Here is a 17,430-nt window from a genome sequence, read left to right on the forward strand (position 1 = left end):
CTCAGGCGCGCGGGACCGTCACCGCGGTGAGCACCAGGCCCTGGCCCACGGTCCAGCGTCCCTCGAAGTGGCCGAGGCGCCGTCCGTCGACCACGGGGCCCGGTACGAGGAGCCGGGCGCGGAAGACGCCGTGCGGCGCCGGTCCCGCGGCGGTGCTCACCTCGACGTCCGCCTCCTCGAAGTCCAGCCACTTGCCGGTGAGCGGGAACCAGGCCTTGTAGACGGACTCCTTCGCGCTGAAGAGCAGCCGGTCCCAGTGCACGCCGGGGTGCAGCGCGGCCAACTGCGCCACACGCCGCTCCTCGGCCGGCAGGGCGATGGTGGACAGGACGCCGTCGGGAAGCGGGGCGTGCGGTTCGGCGTCGATGCCGAGGGAGGCCAGGTCGGCGGCGCGGACCAGGGCGGCGGCGCGGTAGCCGTCGCAGTGCGTCATGCTGCCCGTCAGTCCCTCGGGCCAGCGCGGGGCGCCCCGCTCGCCGGGCAGCACGGGCTGCGGCGGCACGCCGAGCTTCTCCATGGCCAGTCGGGCGCAGGCGCGCACACCCGCGAACTCGCGCCGGCGCTTGGCGACCGCCCGCGCCACCAACGCCTGCTCCTCGGGGTGGAGCGGGGCATGGTCGGTCCCGTCGTCGCCGTGCGCCTCCACGGCCACCACCGAGTCCGGGAGCAGTTTCTCGATCACCGGCTTCCGACCTCCATGGGAAGGATGCGGCGCGGCCTGCCCGGGGGCTCCGGGCGCCTTCCCCACTCTCGGGGGTACCCGACCGACACCTCCTCGAAGCGGACGCCCTCGTGCCGGGTGGTCCGCGGAATGTGCAGGTGCCCGTAGACCACGGCGTCCGCGCGGAACCTGCGGTGCCAGTCGGCGGTACGCCGGGTGCCGCACCACATGGCGAACTCCGGGTACCACAGGACGTCCGTCGGGTGCCGGTGGAGCGGGTAGTGGTTGACGAGCACGGTCGGCAGGTCGCCGGGGATCCCGGCGAGCCTGCGTTCGGTCTCGGCGACCCGGGCCGCGCACCAGGCTTCGCGGCTCGGATACGGGTCCGGGTGCAGCAGGAACTCGTCCGAGCAGACCACGCCGGTGCCGTGCGCGTAGGCCAGTCCCTCGCCCTTGGTCGCGCAGCCGGCCGGCAGGAAGGAGTAGTCGTACAGCAGGAACAGCGGTGCCACGGCCACCGGGCCGCCGGGCCCGTCCCAGACCGGGTAGGGGTCCTCGGGCGTCGTCACGCCCAGTTCGCGGCACAGCTCGACCAGGTGCTCGTAGCGGGCGACGCCGCGCAGGGTGACGGGGTCGCGCGGATGGGTCCACAACTCGTGGTTGCCAGGGGCCCAGACCACCTTGTGGAACCGGCTCGCCAGCGTCTTCAGGGCCCAGCGGACGTCCGCGACGGTCTCCGCGACGTCGCCGGCCACGAGCAGCCAGTCGTCGTCCTGCTCGGGGGTCATCCGCTCGACCAGGGCGCGGTTCTCGCGGTAGCCGATGTGCAGGTCGCTGATGGCGAGCAGCCGCCCGGCCCCACCGGCCTTTCCCGTCACCTCTCGCCCCCTGTCGCGCGCACGATGGGCACCACAAGAGCACATCCGGCGGCACGGAGACAAGCGCATCCCGCGCCGGCCGCGGACGCGGCCCCGCGGCGGGCCGGGACGTGCCTCCGTGTGGCACGACCTGACCGGCGGAAGTCGTATGATCGCCCCAACACCGCCGCCGGAACTCCCTTTCCCGCAGGGCGGCTTGGTGCCCTCCTTCCCCTCTGGCCGGGCTCGGCCCGCTTCGCCCTGCCCGCGCCCCCCGAAAGGCGGCCCGCATGGTCTCCCCCGTACGCGTCTGGCTCAACCGCACGTACGCGGAGAACGTCTTCTTCATGGATCAGCTGCGGAGAAATCCCAGCGACCGGGCCGTCGAGATCCATGCCACGCACGGCGACGCCGACTCGCCGGTGCTGGCCGCCGCCGACACCGCCGAGCTCGAACCGGAGGGCCTGTCCCCGGCCGCCTACGTCGAGTACGCGCTGGACCAGTGCGCGCGGCGCGGCATCGACGTGTTCGTGCCACGGCTGAACCAGGCCGCGATCGTGGCGCACCGCGCCGACTTCGCGGCCGTGGGCACCGCGCTGCTCGCGCCGACGCCGGAGGCGGTGGCGGTCTTCGCGGACAAGGCGACGGCGTACGAGGCGGCTCGGTCGATCGGCGTGCCGGTGCCGCCGTGGTGGCGGATCCACACGCCCGTTGAACTCCTCACCGCTGTAGCGGAGTTGGAGGAGTCCGGGCGTCTGGCGTGCTTCAAGCCGGCGGCCGGTGCGGGTGGCGTCGGCTTCCGCGTCATCACCCGCGCGCCGTTCTCGCTGAGGCAGCTGAGCGGCTTCCCCGGCCCGCACGTCCCGCTGGACCTGGTCCTGCGGGCCCTGGAGCAGGCGGACGGTCCGGTGGACTGGCTGGTGATGCCCCGGCTGGAGCAGCCGGAGGTGTCGGTCGACTGCCTGACCGGGCCGGACAACCGGATCCGGCTGGCCGTGGGGCGCACCAAGAACGGCCGCCGCCGCGGTTTCACCCTGCACGAGCAGTGGCTGGAGCCCGCCCGGCGGATCGCGGAGGGCTTCGGGCTGCACTATCTGTCCAACATCCAGTTCCGGATGTACGGCGACCGCCCGGTACTGCTGGACGTGAACCCGCGCCCGGCCGGCGGCCTGCACCAACTCGCACAGTGTGGGGTCAACGCCCCGTGGATCGCTGTGCAGTTGGCGCTGGGCGAGGATCCGGGGGAAGTGACGCCGCCGTTCCTCGGGCAGGACTACACCGTGGTGTCGGGGCCGCGTCCGCTGCGGCCGGAGGCGATGGTCCGGCAGCGGACCGGGGCGCCCGCACAGGCCGCGGCCCGCACCGGGGCTCCGGCGTAGCGAGCCGCCCAGATCGGTATGGACCCATCACGGCGCCCTTGGCTGGGACGACACCACCGCCTACTCCCGCATCGGCACCTCCGGCATGAACGGCCTGTCCGACCAGCCGGAGAACACGACGCCGACGATCTGGACCCGGATCCGCGACTGGGCCAACGGCCACCACATCGCCCGGCTCGCCTTCCGGTCGGTCAACCGCGACCGGCCGTGCCCGGGCGGCGGCGTGGCGGAGAACTGCTCCGGCATCAGCCAGAACAACTTGGCAGTTCACCTCCATCACGGCGGGCTTCACCGGCTGAGCCCACGATCGGCCGCTGACGGCACGCCGTCGACGTCCCCCGGCCCCTGGACCGGGGCGACGTCCTCCCGAACTTTCCCGGACTCCTCCCGAACTCCTCCCGAACTCCTTCCGGGACTTCGTCCGGAATTTCTTCCGGGATTTTTCCGCCCGGGGTGTATCAGGGCCCGGACCAGCGACTCTCAAGGGTGGGGGCGACGGGGAAGACGGGGGACGTGGTCGGGGGACCACGGGGGAAACGGGGGACGGGGCGGTCGGTCGCATTACGGGGGAGCGACCGGCCGGCCCGGCGGACCATCCGAGGTACGCCAGGCCGGGGTGGACGGCGAGGTAGCCGCCGGAGAGGTCGTCGGCTTCCCACTCCCCCACCCCCGCCACCTCGCGGTTCTCCGCCATGTAGGTGGCCTCGCGTTCGGCGCGGGTGCGTTTCCAGGCCGGGAGGGCGGCGGCCTGCGGGTCCCGCAACTCCTCGTAGAAGCAGGCCTGCTGGTCGCGCAGGAAGGCGCCGCGGGTCTTCCCGGACCGCTGGTGGGCCTGTACGGCCTCGCGGTTGAAGTAGCAGTAGTGCGGTTACTCGTTGGGGATCGCGCCCAGCGACCGGAGCCATTCCGCGCCGAAGAGCCGGCCCTCCTCGAAGGAGCCGAGCAGTTCGGGGTCGGCGAGCAGGCGCGGGCGTTCGTCGCGGCCGGCCACGCGCAGTCCGCGTACCCAGCCGAGGTGGTTGAGGCCGACGTAGTCGATCCACGCCCACCCGGGTCCGCGCCGAGCACGCGGGCGATGCGCCGGCCGAGGCCGACCGGCGAGTCGCAGATGCCGATCACCCGGTCGCCGAGGTGGCGGGACATGGCCTCGGTGACCAGTCCGACGGGGTTGGTGAAGTCGCCGTCGCGGGTGCCGTGCCGTCCGCGCCGCACGTCGCGTGCATGATCCGAACGCGCCATGGAAGACGCTGACTGTGAACGAGGCAGCCGTGACCGCCGCAGCCCCGGGGTACGTGTCCGACGCGGGCGCCTCCGCCCGGGCGGGTCCGCCGATCGAGGTGAAGGATCCGCCGTACGAGGACACCCTGTATACGAGGACACCCTGTATTACGAGGACACCCTGTAGATGGAGGAGCCGGTCGCGCCAGGCACGATGATCACCACGCCAGAGGTCACGCCGCAGGGCGACCTGCTGGACGCGGCCACCGGTCCCTCGACGACAAGGGAGTTGACGCGGAATGAGCAAGAAGCCCAGCGAGGCGGCGGCGCAGGCCTCCCGGGCGGCGGACACCGGACCACCGCCCGCCCCCGGCCGGGTGCCGACCGCGGCCACGAAGCCCACGGCCCCGAGCCCCGGCCCCGGCCCCGGCCCCGCGGACAGCCAGGTACCGGTGATCACGCCCACCCAGGCGCCGGAGTCACGGGCCGCTCGGCCCGACCACAAGGCCCCGACCGGCACCACAGCCTCCGGCGCCAAGGGGCAAAACCAGGCACCGGGCGCCTCCGCGCTCGCGCGAGAGGCCGGTGCCGATGTCCGGGTGCCGGTGGCGGCGGCCGATTGGGTGAATCCGCTGCGTGATCCCCGGGACCGGCGGCTGCCTCGCATCGCGGGGCCCTCCGGACTCGTGATCTTCGGCGTCACCGGGGACCTGTCCCGCAAGAAGCTGATGCCCGCCGTCTACGACCTGGCCAACCGCGGACTGCTGCCCCCGGGCTTCTCCCTGGTCGGCTTCGCCCGGCGGGACTGGGAGGACCAGGACTTCGCGCAGGTGGTGCAGGACGCGGTGCAGGAGCACGCGCGCACGCCGTTCCGCGAGGAGGTCTGGCAGCAGCTCTCCGAAGGCATGCGCTTCGTCCCCGGCGACTTCGACGACGACACGGCGTTCAAGCACCTGCGCGCGGCGGTGGAGGACCTGGACTCCTCCCGCGGCACGGGCGGCAACTTCGCCTTCTACCTCTCCGTACCGCCGAGGTTCTTCCCCAAGGTCGTGCAGCAGCTGAAGAGGCACGGCCTGGCGGAGGGCCCGCAGGGCTCCTGGCGGCGAGCGGTCATCGAAAAGCCGTTCGGCCACGACCTGGCCAGTGCCCGGGAGCTGAACCGGATCGTGCACGAGGTGTTCGACCCGGAGCAGGTCTTCCGCATCGACCACTACCTGGGCAAGGAGACCGTCCAGAACATCCTGGCCCTGCGCTTCGCCAACCAGATGTACGAGCCGGTCTGGAACCGCTCCTATGTCGATCATGTACAGATCACCATGGCCGAGGACATCGGCATCGGCGGCCGGGCCGGCTACTACGACGGCATCGGCGCCGCCCGCGACGTCATCCAGAACCACCTGCTGCAACTGATGGCGCTCACCGCGATGGAGGAACCCATAGCCTTCGACGCCGAGGCGCTGCTCACCGAGAAGCTGAAGGTACTGAAGTCGGTGCGGCTGCCCGAGGACCTGGGCGCCCACACCGTGCGCGCCCAGTACGCGACGGGCTGGCAGGGCGGCAGGCAGGTCGTCGGCTACCTCCAGGAGGAGGGCATCAACCCGCGGTCGAGGACCGACACCTACGCGGCGCTGCGCCTGGGGATCGACAACCGCCGCTGGGCCGGCGTCCCGTTCTACCTGCGCACCGGCAAGCGCCTGGGCCGCCGGGTCACCGAGATCGCGGTGGTCTTCCAGCGGGCCCCGCACTCCCCCTTCGACTCCACCGCCACCGAGGAGCTGGGCGAGAACGCGATCGTGATCCGCGTCCAGCCGGACGAGGGCATGACGGTCCGGTTCGGCTCGAAGGTGCCGGGCACGTCCATGGAGATCCGGGACGTGACGATGGACTTCGCCTACGGCGAGTCCTTCACGGAGTCCAGCCCGGAGGCGTACGAACGCCTCATCCTGGACGTACTGCTCGGCGACGCCAACCTGTTCCCCCGCCACCGGGAAGTGGAGGAGTCCTGGAAGATCCTCGACCCGGTGGAGGCGTACTGGGACGATCACGGCAGGCCGGCGCAGTACCCGGCCGGCACGTGGGGTCCGCCGGAAGCGGACGAGATGCTCGCACGAGACGGACGGAGCTGGCGCAGGCCATGAAGATCGACCTGACCGACACCACCGCGGGAGACATCAACAAGGCGCTGGTGCGGGGCCGCCGAGCCATCGGCACCCCCGCCGTGGGCATGGTCCTGACGATGGTCATCGTCACGGACGAGGAGAACGCCTACGACGCGCTGAAGGCCGCCGAGGAGGCCTCGCGCGAGCACCCCTCGCGCACCCTGCTCGTCATCAAGCGGCACGCCCGCACCCTGCGGGACCGCACGCACTCCCGGCTGGACGCGGAGGTGCGGGTCGGCTCCGAGGCCGGTACGGGCGAGACGGTCGTGCTGCGCACCTACGGCGACGTGTCGGACCACGCCGACTCGGTGGTGCTGCCGCTGTTGCTGCCGGACGCGCCGGTCGTCGTCTGGTGGCCGGTGGACGCGCCCGAGAACCCCGCGAAGGATCCGCTGGGCAGGCTGGCGCAGCGCAGGATCACCGACCTGTACGCCTTCGAACGCCCGCTGGAGATCCTTCAGACGCGGGTGCGCAACTACGCCCCCGGCGACACCGACCTCGCCTGGACCCGGCTCACCCCCTGGCGCTCGATGCTGGCCGCGGCCCTGGACCAGGCCCGGGTGCGGGTGACCTCGGCGGCCGTGGAGGCCGAGGCGGACAACCCGAGCGCGGAGCTGCTGGCCCGCTGGCTGGAGGCCCGGCTGGACGTGCGGACGGACCGCGTGGTCTCCGGCGGGCCGGTCGTCACGGCCGTACGGCTGGGCACCGACAACGGCGAGGTCGTCATCGACCGTCCCGAGGGCCCGCTGGCCACACTGACCCTGCCGGGCCAGCCACCGCGCACCCTCGCGCTGAAAATCCGCCCCCTCTCCGAACTCATCGCCGAGGAGCTGCGCCGCCTCGACGCCGACGAGATGTACGCCGTCGCCCTGCGCGGCGAGCATGCCAAGGAGACCGTCTGAATGTCCGACATCCCCCAGGAAGTGAACTGACATCCACCAGGAAGTGAACTGACATGGCATCGACGCAGTTGGGTCTCGTCGGCCTCGGCAAGATGGGCGGCAACATGCGGGAACGCCTCCGCAACGCCGGCCTCACCGTGGTGGGCTACGACCGCAGTCCGGACCTCTCCGACGTGGACAACCTGGTCGACCTCGTGGACCGGCTCGAGGCACCGCGCACGGTCTGGGTGATGGTGCCGGCCGGCGCCGCCACCCAGGGTGTCATCGACCAGCTGGCGACCCTGCTCAAACCCGGCGACATCGTCGTCGACGGCGGCAACTCCCGGTGGACGGACGACGAGAAGCACGCCAAGCAGTTGCACGCGCGGGGCGTCGGCTTCGTCGACGCGGGCGTCTCAGGGGGCGTGTGGGGCCTGCAGAACGGCTACGCGCTGATGGTGGGCGGCGACGAGGAGCACGTCCGGCGGCTGAAGCCGGTCTTCGACGCGCTCAAGCCGGAGGGCCCGTACGGCTTCGTCCACGCGGGCAAGGTGGGCGCGGGCCACTTCGCGAAGATGGTCCACAACGGCATCGAGTACGCGATGATGCAGGCCTACGCCGAGGGCTGGGAGCTCCTGGAGACCGTGGACTCGGTCACCGACGTGCGCGAGGTGTTCCGCTCCTGGACGCAGGGCACCGTCATCCGCTCCTGGCTGCTGGATCTCGCCGTCGACGCCCTGGACGACGACGAGCACCTGGAGAAGCTGCGCGGCTACGCGGAGGACTCCGGCGAGGGCCGCTGGACGGTGGAGGCCGCCATCGACAACGCCGTGCCGATGCCGGCCATCACCTCCGCCCTGTTCGCTCGGTTCGCCTCCCGCCAGGACGACTCCCCGCAGATGAAGATGGTCGCGGCACTGCGCAACCAGTTCGGCGGCCACGCCGTGGAGGCGGCACCGGAGGAGCAGGCGAAGAAGGCCTGACCCTCGGGCCACCGCCCGCGCCTGCCCCCGCCCCGGACGTGCCCGCCGACGCGCGAAGCGCCGGCGCCGCACCGCCGGGCGCAGGGGCGTGCGGGACGCCACACCACCGGCCGCACGGGCGCGTTCGCGACCTCGCGCCGCCAGGACCACGAGCACGCTCGGGACGCCGCACCACCAGGCACCCGGTCTCGGTCCTGGTGCCCACGCTCGACCTGCTGACCCAGCTGACCCGCGCCCGGCGCAGGGCCGGCGCAGTGCCTTTGAGGCGCGCCGCACCACCGGCCGCACGGGCGCGTTCGCGACCTCGCGCCGGCGGGCGCACAGGTGCCTTCGAGGCGCCGTGCCGCAGTGCGTGCGGGGACCGGTCGCGGCTGGGCGGCCGGAAGGCGGTCAGCGGGGCACGGCCGCGTCCAGGAGAGGGCCCAGTTCGCGGGCCACGGTCTGCAGGGGCCGTACGCCTCCCTCGGCACGGGCCATGATGATCGCCCCTTCCAGGGAGCTGATCATCAGCGTGGCCAGCGGCTCGGCCCGCTCAGCCGGTACGCCCATGCCCGTCAGGGCCTCCGCGACCGGCGCCCGCCAGGCCGCGAACGCGGCGGCGGCCGCCTCCCGGGTGGACGCGCGGGCCGAGGCGCAGTCCACCGTCGCCGCGACGACCGGGCAGCCCGAGAGGGATCCTGCCGTCTCGTACTCGTCGGTCCACTGCCGGACCATCGCGGCGAACAGCCCGCCCGGCGTCGGCTCGGACATGCCCGCCATGAAGCGTGCGACGCGCCGGCCCGCGTACCGGCCGGCCCACGCCACCGCCTCGTTGACCAGTTGTTGCTTGCCGCCCGGGAAGTAGTGCTGGAGGGATCCGCGGGGCGCGTCCGCATGGGCGGCCACCTCCCGCATCCCGGTCGCGCCCACGCCGTCGCGCCGGATGAGCTGGGCCGCGCTGAAGACCATCCGCTCGCGCGGACCCCGCTCGGTACCCGTCATCGTCGGCCTCCCGGATCCGTGCACATCTCGCGCCCCACCCTATGACCGCCGTCATGAGCGGCGCTACTATGACCGCCGTCATAGAACGGTCTCGATCTCAGGGCGGTCTTCGTGAACGTCGGCTTCATCGGTCTCGGAGTCATGGGGCAGCCCATGGCGCTCCGGCTGGCCCGCCCCGGCACTCCCCTCACCGTGTGGAACCGCACGGCCTCCCGTACCGCTCCCCTGCGCGCGGCCGGCGCCGAGGTGGTGGCGGGCCCCGGCGAGGTGTTCGCCCGGTCGGACGTGGTGCTCCTGATGCTGGCGGACGACGCCGCCATCGACGCGACCCTCGGCCGGGGCGGGCCGGACTTCGCCGCACGGGTCGCGGGGCGGGTGGTCGTCCACATGGGCACCACCTCGCCCGCCTACTCGCGCGCCCTGGAGTCCGACGTACGGGACGCGGGCGGGAGCTATGTCGAGGCGCCCGTCTCCGGCTCCCGCGTCCCGGCGGAGAACGGCCACCTGGTGGCGATGCTGGCCGGTGAGGAGCAAGCGGTGCGGACCGTACGGCCGCTGCTCGCTCCCCTGTGCCGGGAGACGTTCGTGTGCGGCCCCGCGCCGGGCGCGCTGCTGACGAAACTGTCGGTGAACCTCTTCCTGATCACGCTGGTGACCGGGCTCACCGAGGCGTTCCACTTCGCCGAGCGGCAGGGGCTCGACCCGCGACTGTTCCTCGACGTCCTCGACGCGGGGCCGATGGCCAGCCCGGTCTCCCGGATGAAGGCGCCCAAGCTGGTGTCCGGGGACTTCGACGTCCAGGCGGCCGCCCTCGACGTGCTGAAGAACAACCGGCTGATCGCCGAGGCCGCACGCGCGTCGGGCACCGCCTCCCCGCTGCTCGACGTGTGCCACGCCCTGTTCGAGGAGACGGTGTCGCTCGGCCACGGCGGACAGGACATGGTGGCGGTCCTGCGGGCGCTCGAGACCCGGACCCGTACGGGCGCGGGCACGGGAGCCGCCCCGGCACGGAGCGTGCCTCAGCCGTCGCCGGCGCCCTTGCGAATGCCGTAGGCCCGCTCCACCCGCAGGCGGAGCACCAGGCGGCGGTCGCGGACCATCGTGGCGCGGTAGTCGTCCCAGTCGGGGTGCTCGCCGAGGACGTCCCGGTAGAGGCGGACCAGTTCCTCGACGGTCTCGTCGTACGGGTCCGAGGCGACCGGTGACAGGTCCGCGGTGCCCTCGGCGACCGTGTAGGCCCATCGGTCCGGGCTGGTGACGTGGTAGGAAGCCCTCGGGTCCCGGCGCAGATTGCGGGTCTTGGCGCGGTCGTCGGTGATCGAGACGCGGATGACCCGCTCGTCCGGGTCGTAGGCGTGAGCGACGTTCGACAACTGGGGCCGGCCGTCCCGCTTGAGGGTCACCAGCACCCCGCCGCGGCTCTCGGAGAGCAGCGCGAGGAGGGCTTCCTGTACGGCGTCGTACGGCGTGTCCTGAGTCATACTCCGGTCAACCCGTGGGGCCGAGCCTCGCATTCCCCCTGGCCGCTTCGTGGGCCCCTGGTGAAGAGGGGCGGGGGCGGGGGATCCCGGCGGTCGCCCGCCGGGTTTCCCGCTTCGTCGCCGGCTGCCCGGCCGGGAGCGTCCCGGCCCGGGTCCGGCCGCCGCCGCGGCCCTGGTCCGCCCGGCTCAGGACAGGTGCGCCACCGCGTCCAGGTGGGGCAGGTGGTGGTCGAGCCGCTCCCGCTTGGTGCGCAGGTAGGCGATGTTGTTCTCGCACGGCGGGATCAGCAGCGGGACCTGCTCGGCGACTTGGATGCCGTGCCGCGTCAACGCCTCCCGCTTGCACGGGTTGTTGGACATCAGACGTACCGAGCGCACGCCCAGGTCGTGCAGCATCCCGGCGGCGACGCCGTAGTCGCGGGCGTCGACCGGCAGGCCGAGCGCGAGGTTGGCCTCGACCGTGTCCAGGCCCTCCGCCTGGAGAGCCATAGCCCGCAGCTTGGCCAGCAGCCCGATGCCCCGGCCCTCGTGACCTCTCAAGTAGACGACGACGCCGCTGCCTTCGGCGACGACGGCGCGCAGCGCGGCGGCGAGCTGGTCGCCGCACTCGCAGTGCTGGGAGCCGAAGGCGTCGCCGGTCAGGCACTCCGAGTGCAGCCGGACCAGGACCCGGTCGGTGCCGATGTCGCCGTGCACCAGCGCGACTTGTTCGTCGCCGCGGTCGTGGTCCAGGTAGCCGACCGCCTGGAATTTCCCGTACACGGTGGGCAGCGGGGCATTCACGACGCGCTCCACGCCCGTGCGCCGGGACGATTTCATGCCGAGTACGCCGAGGTCTTCTGTCATGATCTGATTCCTAAGCAGAGACGAAAGGCCGGAAAACGATGAGTGGTTCGGGAACGCGGCCGACGGCATATGGTCTGTTGCCGACGGACACCACACAAGACGTACGGACGCGGGGGGCGGACCTCTCACGGCAGGTGGCGGTCCTGCCGGTGGGCAGTTTCGAACAACACGGTCCCTTCCTCCCGTTGGCGACCGACACGCTGGTCGCCTGTGCCGTCGCCCGCCGGATCGCCGACGCGTACCCGGTGCACCTCCTCCCTCCGGTGACGATCTCCTGCTCGCACGAGCACGCCGCCTGGCCGGGAACCGTCAGCATCTCTTCCGTGACCCTTCATGCGGTGGTGCGGGACATCGCGGAGTCACTTCGCCGCTCCGGCGTCGAGTCCCTGGTGGTCGTCAACGGCCACGGCGGCAACTACGTGCTGGGCAACGTGGTTCAGGAATCCTCCGCGCGCGGTGAGCGCCTCGCGCTGTTCCCCGCCGCGGAGGACTGGCGGACGGCCCTGGAGACGGCCGGGGTGCGCACCTCGCCGCTCACCGACATGCACGCGGGAGAAATCGAGACCTCCATTCTTCTGCACGCCCATCCGGAAATGGTCCGGGCCGGTTACGAGTCCGCCGATTTCGTCGCGGACGACCGGCGGCATCTGCTCACCGCCGGAATGTCCGCCTATACCGAATCGGGTGTCATCGGCCGTCCTTCCCTGGGTTCCGCGAAAAAGGGCGAGGAACTGCTGAACAGCCTGGCGGATTCCTTCGGGCCGTATTTCTCGCTGCTCACTTCCGAGGGCCTGGAGTTGCCGGGGAGCGAACGCGGATAGTCCCCGTCGGACGCGTGACCGGGTTCCGTGGCCGGTTCGGCGGGGCGGGACCCGGCGCGCATCGCGGCGTACCAGCGGGCGACGAGGACGAGCGCGCCCGGCAGGCCGGCCACGAAGCTCAGCACCCCGTACACCACGGACACGGCCAATCCGGTGCTCGCGCCGAGTCCGGCGGCGCCGAACGCCCAGGCGGCGACGCCCTCACGAGGCCCGAACCCGCCCACGTTCAGCGGCAGTCCCATGGCGACCAGCGCGAGGACCGCCAGGGGCAGCAGGACGAGCACCGGGGCGGCGGGGCCAGCGACGTGCGCGGCGACCACGAACATCCCGATGTGCCCGGCCAGGACGACGGCCGAGGACAGCGCGACGCCCGGCCCGTTGCGGCGGGACAGCAGCCCCTCGCGGGCCTCGGCGAGGGCGCGGCGCAGGGCCCGCCCCCGGCGCGAGGGCGCGCGGTTCATCCGCAGGGCGAGGACGATGGCGAACACGCCGGCGGCGGCGAAGGCGAGCGGCGCCGCGAGGTGCCGGGTCTGGTCGCGCACGGGGGACGGCAGGGTGAGCAGGACCGCCACGCCGGTGACGGCGAGGGCGATCTGCCCGGCGACCCGTTCGAGGACCACGGCCCGCACGCCGCGTCCCAGGTCGCCTGCGCTCTGCCCGTGCCGCACCGCCCGGTGCACGTCGCCCAGGACGCCGCCGGGCAGCGCCGCGTTCAGGAACAGCGCACGGTAGTAGTCGGCCACCGCCGGGCCGAGCGGCAGCCGGATACGCAGGCCGCGGGCCACCAACTGCCAGCGCCAGGCGCTGAACACGGTGGTGACCAGCCCGATGCCGAGCGCCACGAGGAGGGTGGACGTGTCGATCCGCCGCAGCCCGTCCAGGAAGACGCCGGTGCCCAGCCGCCACAGCAGGACGGCGAGGATGGCGACTCCGGTGACGGTGCCGAAGTGGGTCCGCAGGGCACGGGCGTTGAGACGGGAGAGCGGCGCGAGCGGGATACGACCGCGGCCGTCGGCGCCCGATGTGCCGTGCGCACGGGGCGCGTTGGGCGCGTTGGGCGCATCGGACGCGTTGGATGCGACGGTCACGTCGGGGCCGCCAGGCGCGCCAAGGGTGCCGGACGCATTGAGCGCAGAGGACGTACCGGGGGCGCCTGCCACACCGGGCACACCAATCACGTCGGGACCGCCACGCCCGCCAGCAGTGCCGGACACGTTGAGCGCACGGGACGTGGCGGGGGCCCCGGACTCCTCGTACGCCCCCGCCTCCCGGTCGCGCACGCGAGGTGCGTCCACCGTTTGCGCGCTCATGCGGCACGGTCCGTCGGCCGGGACAGCGCCAGCAGGTCGCTGTGGTGCACCACGACCCGCAACTCCCCCGCCGCACAGGCCTCCAGGCGGTCGGCGAGGTAACGGTCGGCGCGCGGCTTCAGCTCGGGACGCTGTTCGACGGCCGCTCCGACCCAGCCGCGCAGCCACTGGGCGGTCAGTTCGCGCTGGTCGGGGCCGAGCCGCCAGGGGCTCGGGTACACCCGTACGGTGGCGCCGTGCGCGGCGAAGGCCTCGCATGCCGCGTCGACCGCGTCGGGCCCGAGCAGCCCGGTGCGCCGCTGGTGGGCGTTGAACGCCTCGGTGATCTCGGCGTCCAGCGGATCGGCCGGGGTCGGTTCCACCCGGCCGGCCACCGAGAGTGTCAGCAGCGCCGGGCAGCCCGCTCCGGCGCAGGTGGCGGCGAGGGTGTCGATCTCCTCGCGGGTCAGCACGTCCAGCAGCGCGGAGGCCGTGACCAGGGACGCGCCGGACAGGGCGTCCGGCGTGAGCCGGGCCACGTCGCCGCGCCGCGTCTCCACGGTGACCCGGCTGCCGTCGGCGGCGGCGCGCGGGGAGGCCACGGCCGCGAAGTGCAGCAGGTAGGGGTCGCGGTCGTGCAGGACCCAGTGCTGGGCGCCGTCCAGCCGGGGGGCGAGCCAGCGGCCCATCGAGCCGGTGCCGCACCCCAGATCGTGCACGACGAGCCCACCGTGCCGGCTCGGCAGGTTCACCAGCCGGATCCGCAGCGGCTCGAGCGACTCCGTCGCCCGCGCGGCGGCGTCCGCCGCCTCCCGGAGCTGCAACCACTCCGGCGCGTACCGAGGTGGCTCCTCCTGCGCCGCGCCCTCCCGAAGCCGCACGGTGGCCCGCTCCCCGGGCCGCTGCGCGGGCCCGGCCCCCGGGATCACCGCCGGGGACGCGGTGTCATGAGCCGCCCGTGAGGAGAAGGCGCCGGATTCCGCCATGACCGAGGGTTCCTTTCCTGCGAGCCGCGCCGCCTCCGGAGCCGACCGCCCCGCCGCGCCCGCGCTCGGGGCGGGGGCGGACCGCTCCCGCGGGACGGGATGGGACGGGATGGTGCAGGCGATCCCCGTGGGCGCCTCCGGCGTGGTCATGCCGCCCTCCGGGGTTCCTTCGGCAGCCGGCCGAGCACGCCGGCCATGCTGCGGGCGGTGTTGGCCCATCCGCCGAGGGCGGCGCGCCGGCCGCGGGCGGCGGACTTCAGCCGGCGCCGTACGTCGGCCTCGCCGAACCAGCCGCGCAGTTCGGCGGCGAGGGCCGCGGTGTCCTCCGGCGGTACGAGGATGCCGGGCACCCCTCCGTCGGGGGCGCGGCCGACCGCCTCGCCCACCCCGCCGACGTCGGTCGCGAGCACCGGGACGCCCCGTGCGAGGGCCTCGGTGACCGCCATGCCGTACGTCTCCGCGTAGGAGGCGAGGACCATCAGGTCGGCGGCGGCGTAGCTGGCGTCGAGCTCGGCTCCGGCCCGCGGTCCGACCAGGTGGAAACGGTCCTGCAGGCCGTACTCCGCGATCAGGCCGCGCAACCGGTCGACGTAGGCGGGGTCCTGGGTGAGCGCGCCGACGCAGGTGCAGCTCCACGGCAGGTCGGTGACCGCGGCCAGCGCCTCCACCAGCCGGTGCTGCCCCTTGCGGGGGGTGACCGAGGCGACGCACAGCAGCCGCGAGACCCCGTCGGTGCCGGGGGCGAGGGGCGCGATGTCGGCGCCGGGGGTTGCGACGTGGACCCGGTCGGGGGCGAGGCCGTGGTGGGAGACGAGGCGGCGGACCGCCCAGTCGCTGGTGGCGACGACGGCGGACACCGCGCGCAGCACCTCGCGTTCCCTGGCGTCCAGTTCCGCGGCCACGGCCGGGTCGAGTCCCGTCTCGTCGCCGAGCGGCAGGTGGACGAGGACGGCCAGGCGCAGCCGCCCGGCCTCGGGCACGACGGTCTCGGGCACGCCGCAGGCGACCAGCCCGTCGAGGAGGACGACGGCGCCGTTCGGCAACTCCCGCAGCAAGCGGGCGAGTTCCGCACGGGCCTGGGTGTCAGGGCGGGGCCAGGCGCCGTCCACGGGATGGGCCTGGACCTGCCAGCCGAAGCCGGGCAGGTCCAGGCTCACCCGGCGGTCGTAGGCGTTGCCGCCGCTCGGGGTGGCCGGGTCGTCGACGCCGCCCGGCAGGACGAAGTGCACCGTGCGCAGGGACATGGGAGTGATCCCGACGTTCGGCGAGCCGGCGCGCTGCGCGGGCAGATAGGCCAGGGGCGAGGGGCGGTGGACGCTCGTGTCGGTCACAGCGCACGCTCGTAACTCGCCCAGGCGACGTGCGACTCGTGGAGTGTGACGGTGAGGCCGGCCAGGCCCTTGGCACCCTCGCCCAGGGCGCCCTTGTGGATCCGTTCGGCGAGCCGGTCGGCGATGACCTTGGCCAGGAACTCCGTGGAGGTGTTGATGCCGGCGAAGTCGGGCTCGTGGTCGAGGTTGCGGTAGTTCAGCTCGCCCACCACGGCGCCCAGTTCCCGCGTGGCCAGTCCGATGTCGACGACGATGTTGTCCTCGTCCAGTTGCTGGCGCCGGAAGGTGGCGTCCACGAGGAACGTGGCTCCGTGCAGACGCTGCGCTGGCCCGAAGACCTCGCCGCGGAAGCTGTGGGCGATCATGATGTGATCGCGGACGGTGATGCTGAACAACGGACGACCCTCCAGGTGCGGCGCGTCTGGTCCCCCGGCCGGTGCCTGCCGGGGGATGCCTTGTAGTACGCCTCTTCGCTTCCCGTTGTTCAGTGCCCCCTCACTCTTTTCTCAAGGTCGGGCGCTCTTGTCGTCCCGGAGCGGACGATCCGTCATGATCGGTCGGCGTACCTGACCCGGTGGCACAGCGCCGGGATCTCCCCGGAGGCGAGCCTCGGCATCACCTCCGGCAGTTCCTCGAAGGCGCTCTCCCCGGTGACGAGGGCGTCCAGCGCCGGGTCGGCGAGCAGGTCGAGCGCGAGGGCCAGCCGGTCGGCGTACGTGCGGCTGGGGCGGCGGGCCGGGGAGACGGTGCCGACCTGGCTGCCGCGGATGACCAGCCGGCGGGAGTGGAAGGCCTCGCCGAGCGGGAGGGCGACGCGCCGGTCGCCGTACCAGCTCAGTTCGAGGACGGTGCCCTCGGGGATGAGCAGTTCGAGCGCGCGGGCGAGGCCCTGCTCGGTGGCGCTGGCGTGCACCACGAGGTCGCACTCGCCGCGCGCGTCCCCGGGCAGCGCGAAGCCCACGCCCAGCGCCTCGGCGACCTCGGAGCGGGCCGGGTCCGCGTCCACCAGCTGCACCCGAACGCCGGGGAACCGGGCCAGCAGGGCGGCCACCGAGCAGCCGACCATGCCGCCCCCGACCACGGCGATGCGGTCGCCGACCAGGGGCGCGGCGTCCCACAGCGCGTTCACGGCGGTCTCGACGGTGCCCGCGAGCACCGCCCGCCCGGCCGGCACGTTCTCCGGTACACAGGTCACCGCGCTCGCCGGGACGACGTAGCGGCTCTGGTGCGGGTGGAGGCAGAAGACCGTACGCCCGGTCAGCTCCGGCGGGCCCTCCTCCACCAATCCCACGCTGAGGTAGCCGTACTTCACCGGGCCCGGGAAGTCGCCCTCCTGGAACGGCGCCCGCATGGCCTCGTACTGGCTCTCGGGCACCTGGCCGCGGAACACGAGCGTCTCCGTGCCGCGGCTGACCCCTGAGTACAGCGCGCGGACGACCACCTCGCCCGGCGCGGGTTCCGGAAGGTCCGTCCGGCGTATCTCGCCGTGTCCCGGCGAGGTCAGCCAGAAGGCGCGCGCGGAGCGGTTCATCGAGAATCCTCCTGAACGATCGGGAA

15 protein-coding genes and 3 pseudogenes are annotated in these 17,430 nt (G+C 73.2%); 7 read left to right on the top strand and 11 right to left on the bottom strand.

What is annotated here, in order from left to right; translation table 11 throughout:
• Position 1 precedes the first annotated feature (1 nt).
• Complete coding sequence (locus tag ACFY4A_RS24100) at positions 2 to 682, bottom strand: 4'-phosphopantetheinyl transferase (RefSeq protein WP_390831411.1); 681 nt, start codon at positions 680 to 682, stop codon at positions 2 to 4.
• Positions 679 to 1,539, bottom strand: a complete 861-nt coding sequence (locus tag ACFY4A_RS24105; RefSeq protein WP_390831412.1) for a metallophosphoesterase family protein — start codon at positions 1,537 to 1,539, stop codon at positions 679 to 681. Before ACFY4A_RS24105 ends, ACFY4A_RS24100 begins: the two co-directional genes overlap by 4 nt.
• Before the next feature lie 269 nt (positions 1,540 to 1,808).
• Between ACFY4A_RS24105 and ACFY4A_RS24110 the strand changes: the two genes are divergently transcribed.
• Both ACFY4A_RS24110 and ACFY4A_RS24115 read left to right on the top strand, forming a co-directional pair.
• Positions 1,809 to 2,897 (top strand): ATP-grasp domain-containing protein, encoded by a 1,089-nt coding sequence (locus ACFY4A_RS24110; RefSeq protein ID WP_390831413.1) that lies wholly within the window; start codon positions 1,809 to 1,811, stop codon positions 2,895 to 2,897.
• A gap of 40 nt (positions 2,898 to 2,937) precedes the next feature.
• Positions 2,938 to 3,196, top strand: a pseudogene (locus ACFY4A_RS24115) (chitinase); the annotation flags it as partial.
• Between the two features lie 329 nt (positions 3,197 to 3,525).
• Here ACFY4A_RS24115 and ACFY4A_RS24120 read toward each other — a convergent pair.
• Positions 3,526 to 4,076: pseudogene (locus ACFY4A_RS24120) on the bottom strand (6-phospho-beta-glucosidase); the annotation flags it as partial.
• Positions 4,077 to 4,414: 338 nt separating this feature from the next.
• On the opposite strand from ACFY4A_RS24120, the gene zwf reads away from it, so the two are divergent.
• From zwf to gnd, 3 genes are read left to right on the top strand one after another with little or no spacing between them, the layout of a single operon-like run.
• Positions 4,415 to 6,253 (top strand): glucose-6-phosphate dehydrogenase, encoded by a 1,839-nt coding sequence (zwf, locus tag ACFY4A_RS24125; RefSeq protein WP_390831414.1) that lies wholly within the window; start codon positions 4,415 to 4,417, stop codon positions 6,251 to 6,253.
• Positions 6,250 to 7,176: a glucose-6-phosphate dehydrogenase assembly protein OpcA gene (opcA, locus tag ACFY4A_RS24130; protein WP_390831415.1), complete on the top strand. Its 927-nt coding sequence runs from the start codon at positions 6,250 to 6,252 to the stop codon at positions 7,174 to 7,176. The genes zwf and opcA overlap by 4 nt, the downstream gene beginning before the upstream one ends.
• Before the next feature lie 53 nt (positions 7,177 to 7,229).
• Positions 7,230 to 8,138 carry a phosphogluconate dehydrogenase (NAD(+)-dependent, decarboxylating) gene (gnd, locus tag ACFY4A_RS24135; protein ID WP_390831416.1) on the top strand — a complete coding sequence of 303 codons (909 nt, stop codon included), beginning with the start codon at positions 7,230 to 7,232 and terminating at the stop codon, positions 8,136 to 8,138.
• A gap of 390 nt (positions 8,139 to 8,528) precedes the next feature.
• Here the strand turns inward: gnd and ACFY4A_RS24140 are convergent, their stop codons facing one another.
• Positions 8,529 to 9,119, bottom strand: coding sequence for a TetR/AcrR family transcriptional regulator (locus ACFY4A_RS24140; RefSeq protein WP_390831417.1), 591 nt, complete (start codon positions 9,117 to 9,119; stop codon positions 8,529 to 8,531).
• A gap of 111 nt (positions 9,120 to 9,230) precedes the next feature.
• Here ACFY4A_RS24140 and ACFY4A_RS24145 point away from each other — a divergent pair, with 111 nt between their 5' ends.
• Positions 9,231 to 10,172 carry an NAD(P)-dependent oxidoreductase gene (locus ACFY4A_RS24145; protein ID WP_390831418.1) on the top strand — a complete coding sequence of 314 codons (942 nt, stop codon included), beginning with the start codon at positions 9,231 to 9,233 and terminating at the stop codon, positions 10,170 to 10,172.
• Here the strand turns inward: ACFY4A_RS24145 and ACFY4A_RS24150 are convergent.
• Both ACFY4A_RS24150 and ribA read right to left on the bottom strand, forming a co-directional pair.
• Positions 10,139 to 10,600: a PPOX class F420-dependent oxidoreductase gene (locus tag ACFY4A_RS24150; protein ID WP_390831419.1), complete on the bottom strand. Its 462-nt coding sequence runs from the start codon at positions 10,598 to 10,600 to the stop codon at positions 10,139 to 10,141. The two genes, ACFY4A_RS24145 and ACFY4A_RS24150, sit on opposite strands and share 34 nt — an antisense overlap.
• 186 nt (positions 10,601 to 10,786) lie before the next feature.
• On the bottom strand, positions 10,787 to 11,446 hold the full coding sequence (ribA, locus tag ACFY4A_RS24155) for a GTP cyclohydrolase II (RefSeq protein WP_390831420.1): 660 nt from the start codon (positions 11,444 to 11,446) through the stop codon (positions 10,787 to 10,789).
• Positions 11,447 to 11,484: 38 nt separating this feature from the next.
• Between ribA and ACFY4A_RS24160 the strand changes: the two genes are divergently transcribed.
• Positions 11,485 to 12,267: a creatininase family protein gene (locus ACFY4A_RS24160; protein WP_390831421.1), complete on the top strand. Its 783-nt coding sequence runs from the start codon at positions 11,485 to 11,487 to the stop codon at positions 12,265 to 12,267.
• A 161-nt stretch (positions 12,268 to 12,428) separates the two neighbouring features.
• Here the strand turns inward: ACFY4A_RS24160 and ACFY4A_RS24165 are convergent.
• The 5 genes and pseudogenes from ACFY4A_RS24165 to ACFY4A_RS24185 form a co-directional block, all read right to left on the bottom strand.
• Positions 12,429 to 13,577: pseudogene (locus tag ACFY4A_RS24165) on the bottom strand (lysylphosphatidylglycerol synthase transmembrane domain-containing protein); the annotation flags it as partial.
• A complete protein-coding gene (locus ACFY4A_RS24170) occupies positions 13,574 to 14,542 on the bottom strand; it encodes a class I SAM-dependent methyltransferase (protein ID WP_390831473.1) in 969 nt (322 codons plus the stop codon). The pseudogene ACFY4A_RS24165 and the gene ACFY4A_RS24170, both read right to left, overlap by 4 nt.
• Positions 14,543 to 14,688: 146 nt before the next feature.
• On the bottom strand, positions 14,689 to 15,873 hold the full coding sequence (locus tag ACFY4A_RS24175) for a glycosyltransferase family 4 protein (protein ID WP_390831422.1): 1,185 nt from the start codon (positions 15,871 to 15,873) through the stop codon (positions 14,689 to 14,691).
• Positions 15,870 to 16,268: a 6-pyruvoyl tetrahydropterin synthase family protein gene (locus ACFY4A_RS24180; RefSeq protein WP_390831423.1), complete on the bottom strand. Its 399-nt coding sequence runs from the start codon at positions 16,266 to 16,268 to the stop codon at positions 15,870 to 15,872. Before ACFY4A_RS24180 ends, ACFY4A_RS24175 begins: the two co-directional genes overlap by 4 nt.
• Before the next feature lie 152 nt (positions 16,269 to 16,420).
• Positions 16,421 to 17,404 carry a zinc-binding alcohol dehydrogenase gene (locus ACFY4A_RS24185; protein ID WP_390831424.1) on the bottom strand — a complete coding sequence of 328 codons (984 nt, stop codon included), beginning with the start codon at positions 17,402 to 17,404 and terminating at the stop codon, positions 16,421 to 16,423.
• Positions 17,405 to 17,430: the final 26 nt, after the last annotated feature.

The sequence above is a fragment of the Streptomyces sp. NPDC001292 genome (genome assembly GCF_042896465.1).
Taxonomy (GTDB): domain Bacteria; phylum Actinomycetota; class Actinomycetes; order Streptomycetales; family Streptomycetaceae; genus Streptomyces.

Coding starts and splice junctions, on each gene's coding strand:
- opcA (WP_390831415.1), top strand. CDS start 6,250: ATGAAGATCGACCTGACCGACACCACCGCGGGAGACATCAACAAGGCG.
- ACFY4A_RS24110 (WP_390831413.1), top strand. CDS start 1,809: ATGGTCTCCCCCGTACGCGTCTGGCTCAACCGCACGTACGCGGAGAAC.
- ACFY4A_RS24170 (WP_390831473.1), bottom strand. CDS start 14,542: ATGGCGGAATCCGGCGCCTTCTCCTCACGGGCGGCTCATGACACCGCG.
- ACFY4A_RS24140 (WP_390831417.1), bottom strand. CDS start 9,119: ATGACGGGTACCGAGCGGGGTCCGCGCGAGCGGATGGTCTTCAGCGCG.
- ACFY4A_RS24150 (WP_390831419.1), bottom strand. CDS start 10,600: ATGACTCAGGACACGCCGTACGACGCCGTACAGGAAGCCCTCCTCGCG.
- zwf (WP_390831414.1), top strand. CDS start 4,415: ATGAGCAAGAAGCCCAGCGAGGCGGCGGCGCAGGCCTCCCGGGCGGCG.
- ACFY4A_RS24185 (WP_390831424.1), bottom strand. CDS start 17,404: ATGAACCGCTCCGCGCGCGCCTTCTGGCTGACCTCGCCGGGACACGGC.
- gnd (WP_390831416.1), top strand. CDS start 7,230: ATGGCATCGACGCAGTTGGGTCTCGTCGGCCTCGGCAAGATGGGCGGC.
- ACFY4A_RS24160 (WP_390831421.1), top strand. CDS start 11,485: ATGAGTGGTTCGGGAACGCGGCCGACGGCATATGGTCTGTTGCCGACG.
- ribA (WP_390831420.1), bottom strand. CDS start 11,446: ATGACAGAAGACCTCGGCGTACTCGGCATGAAATCGTCCCGGCGCACG.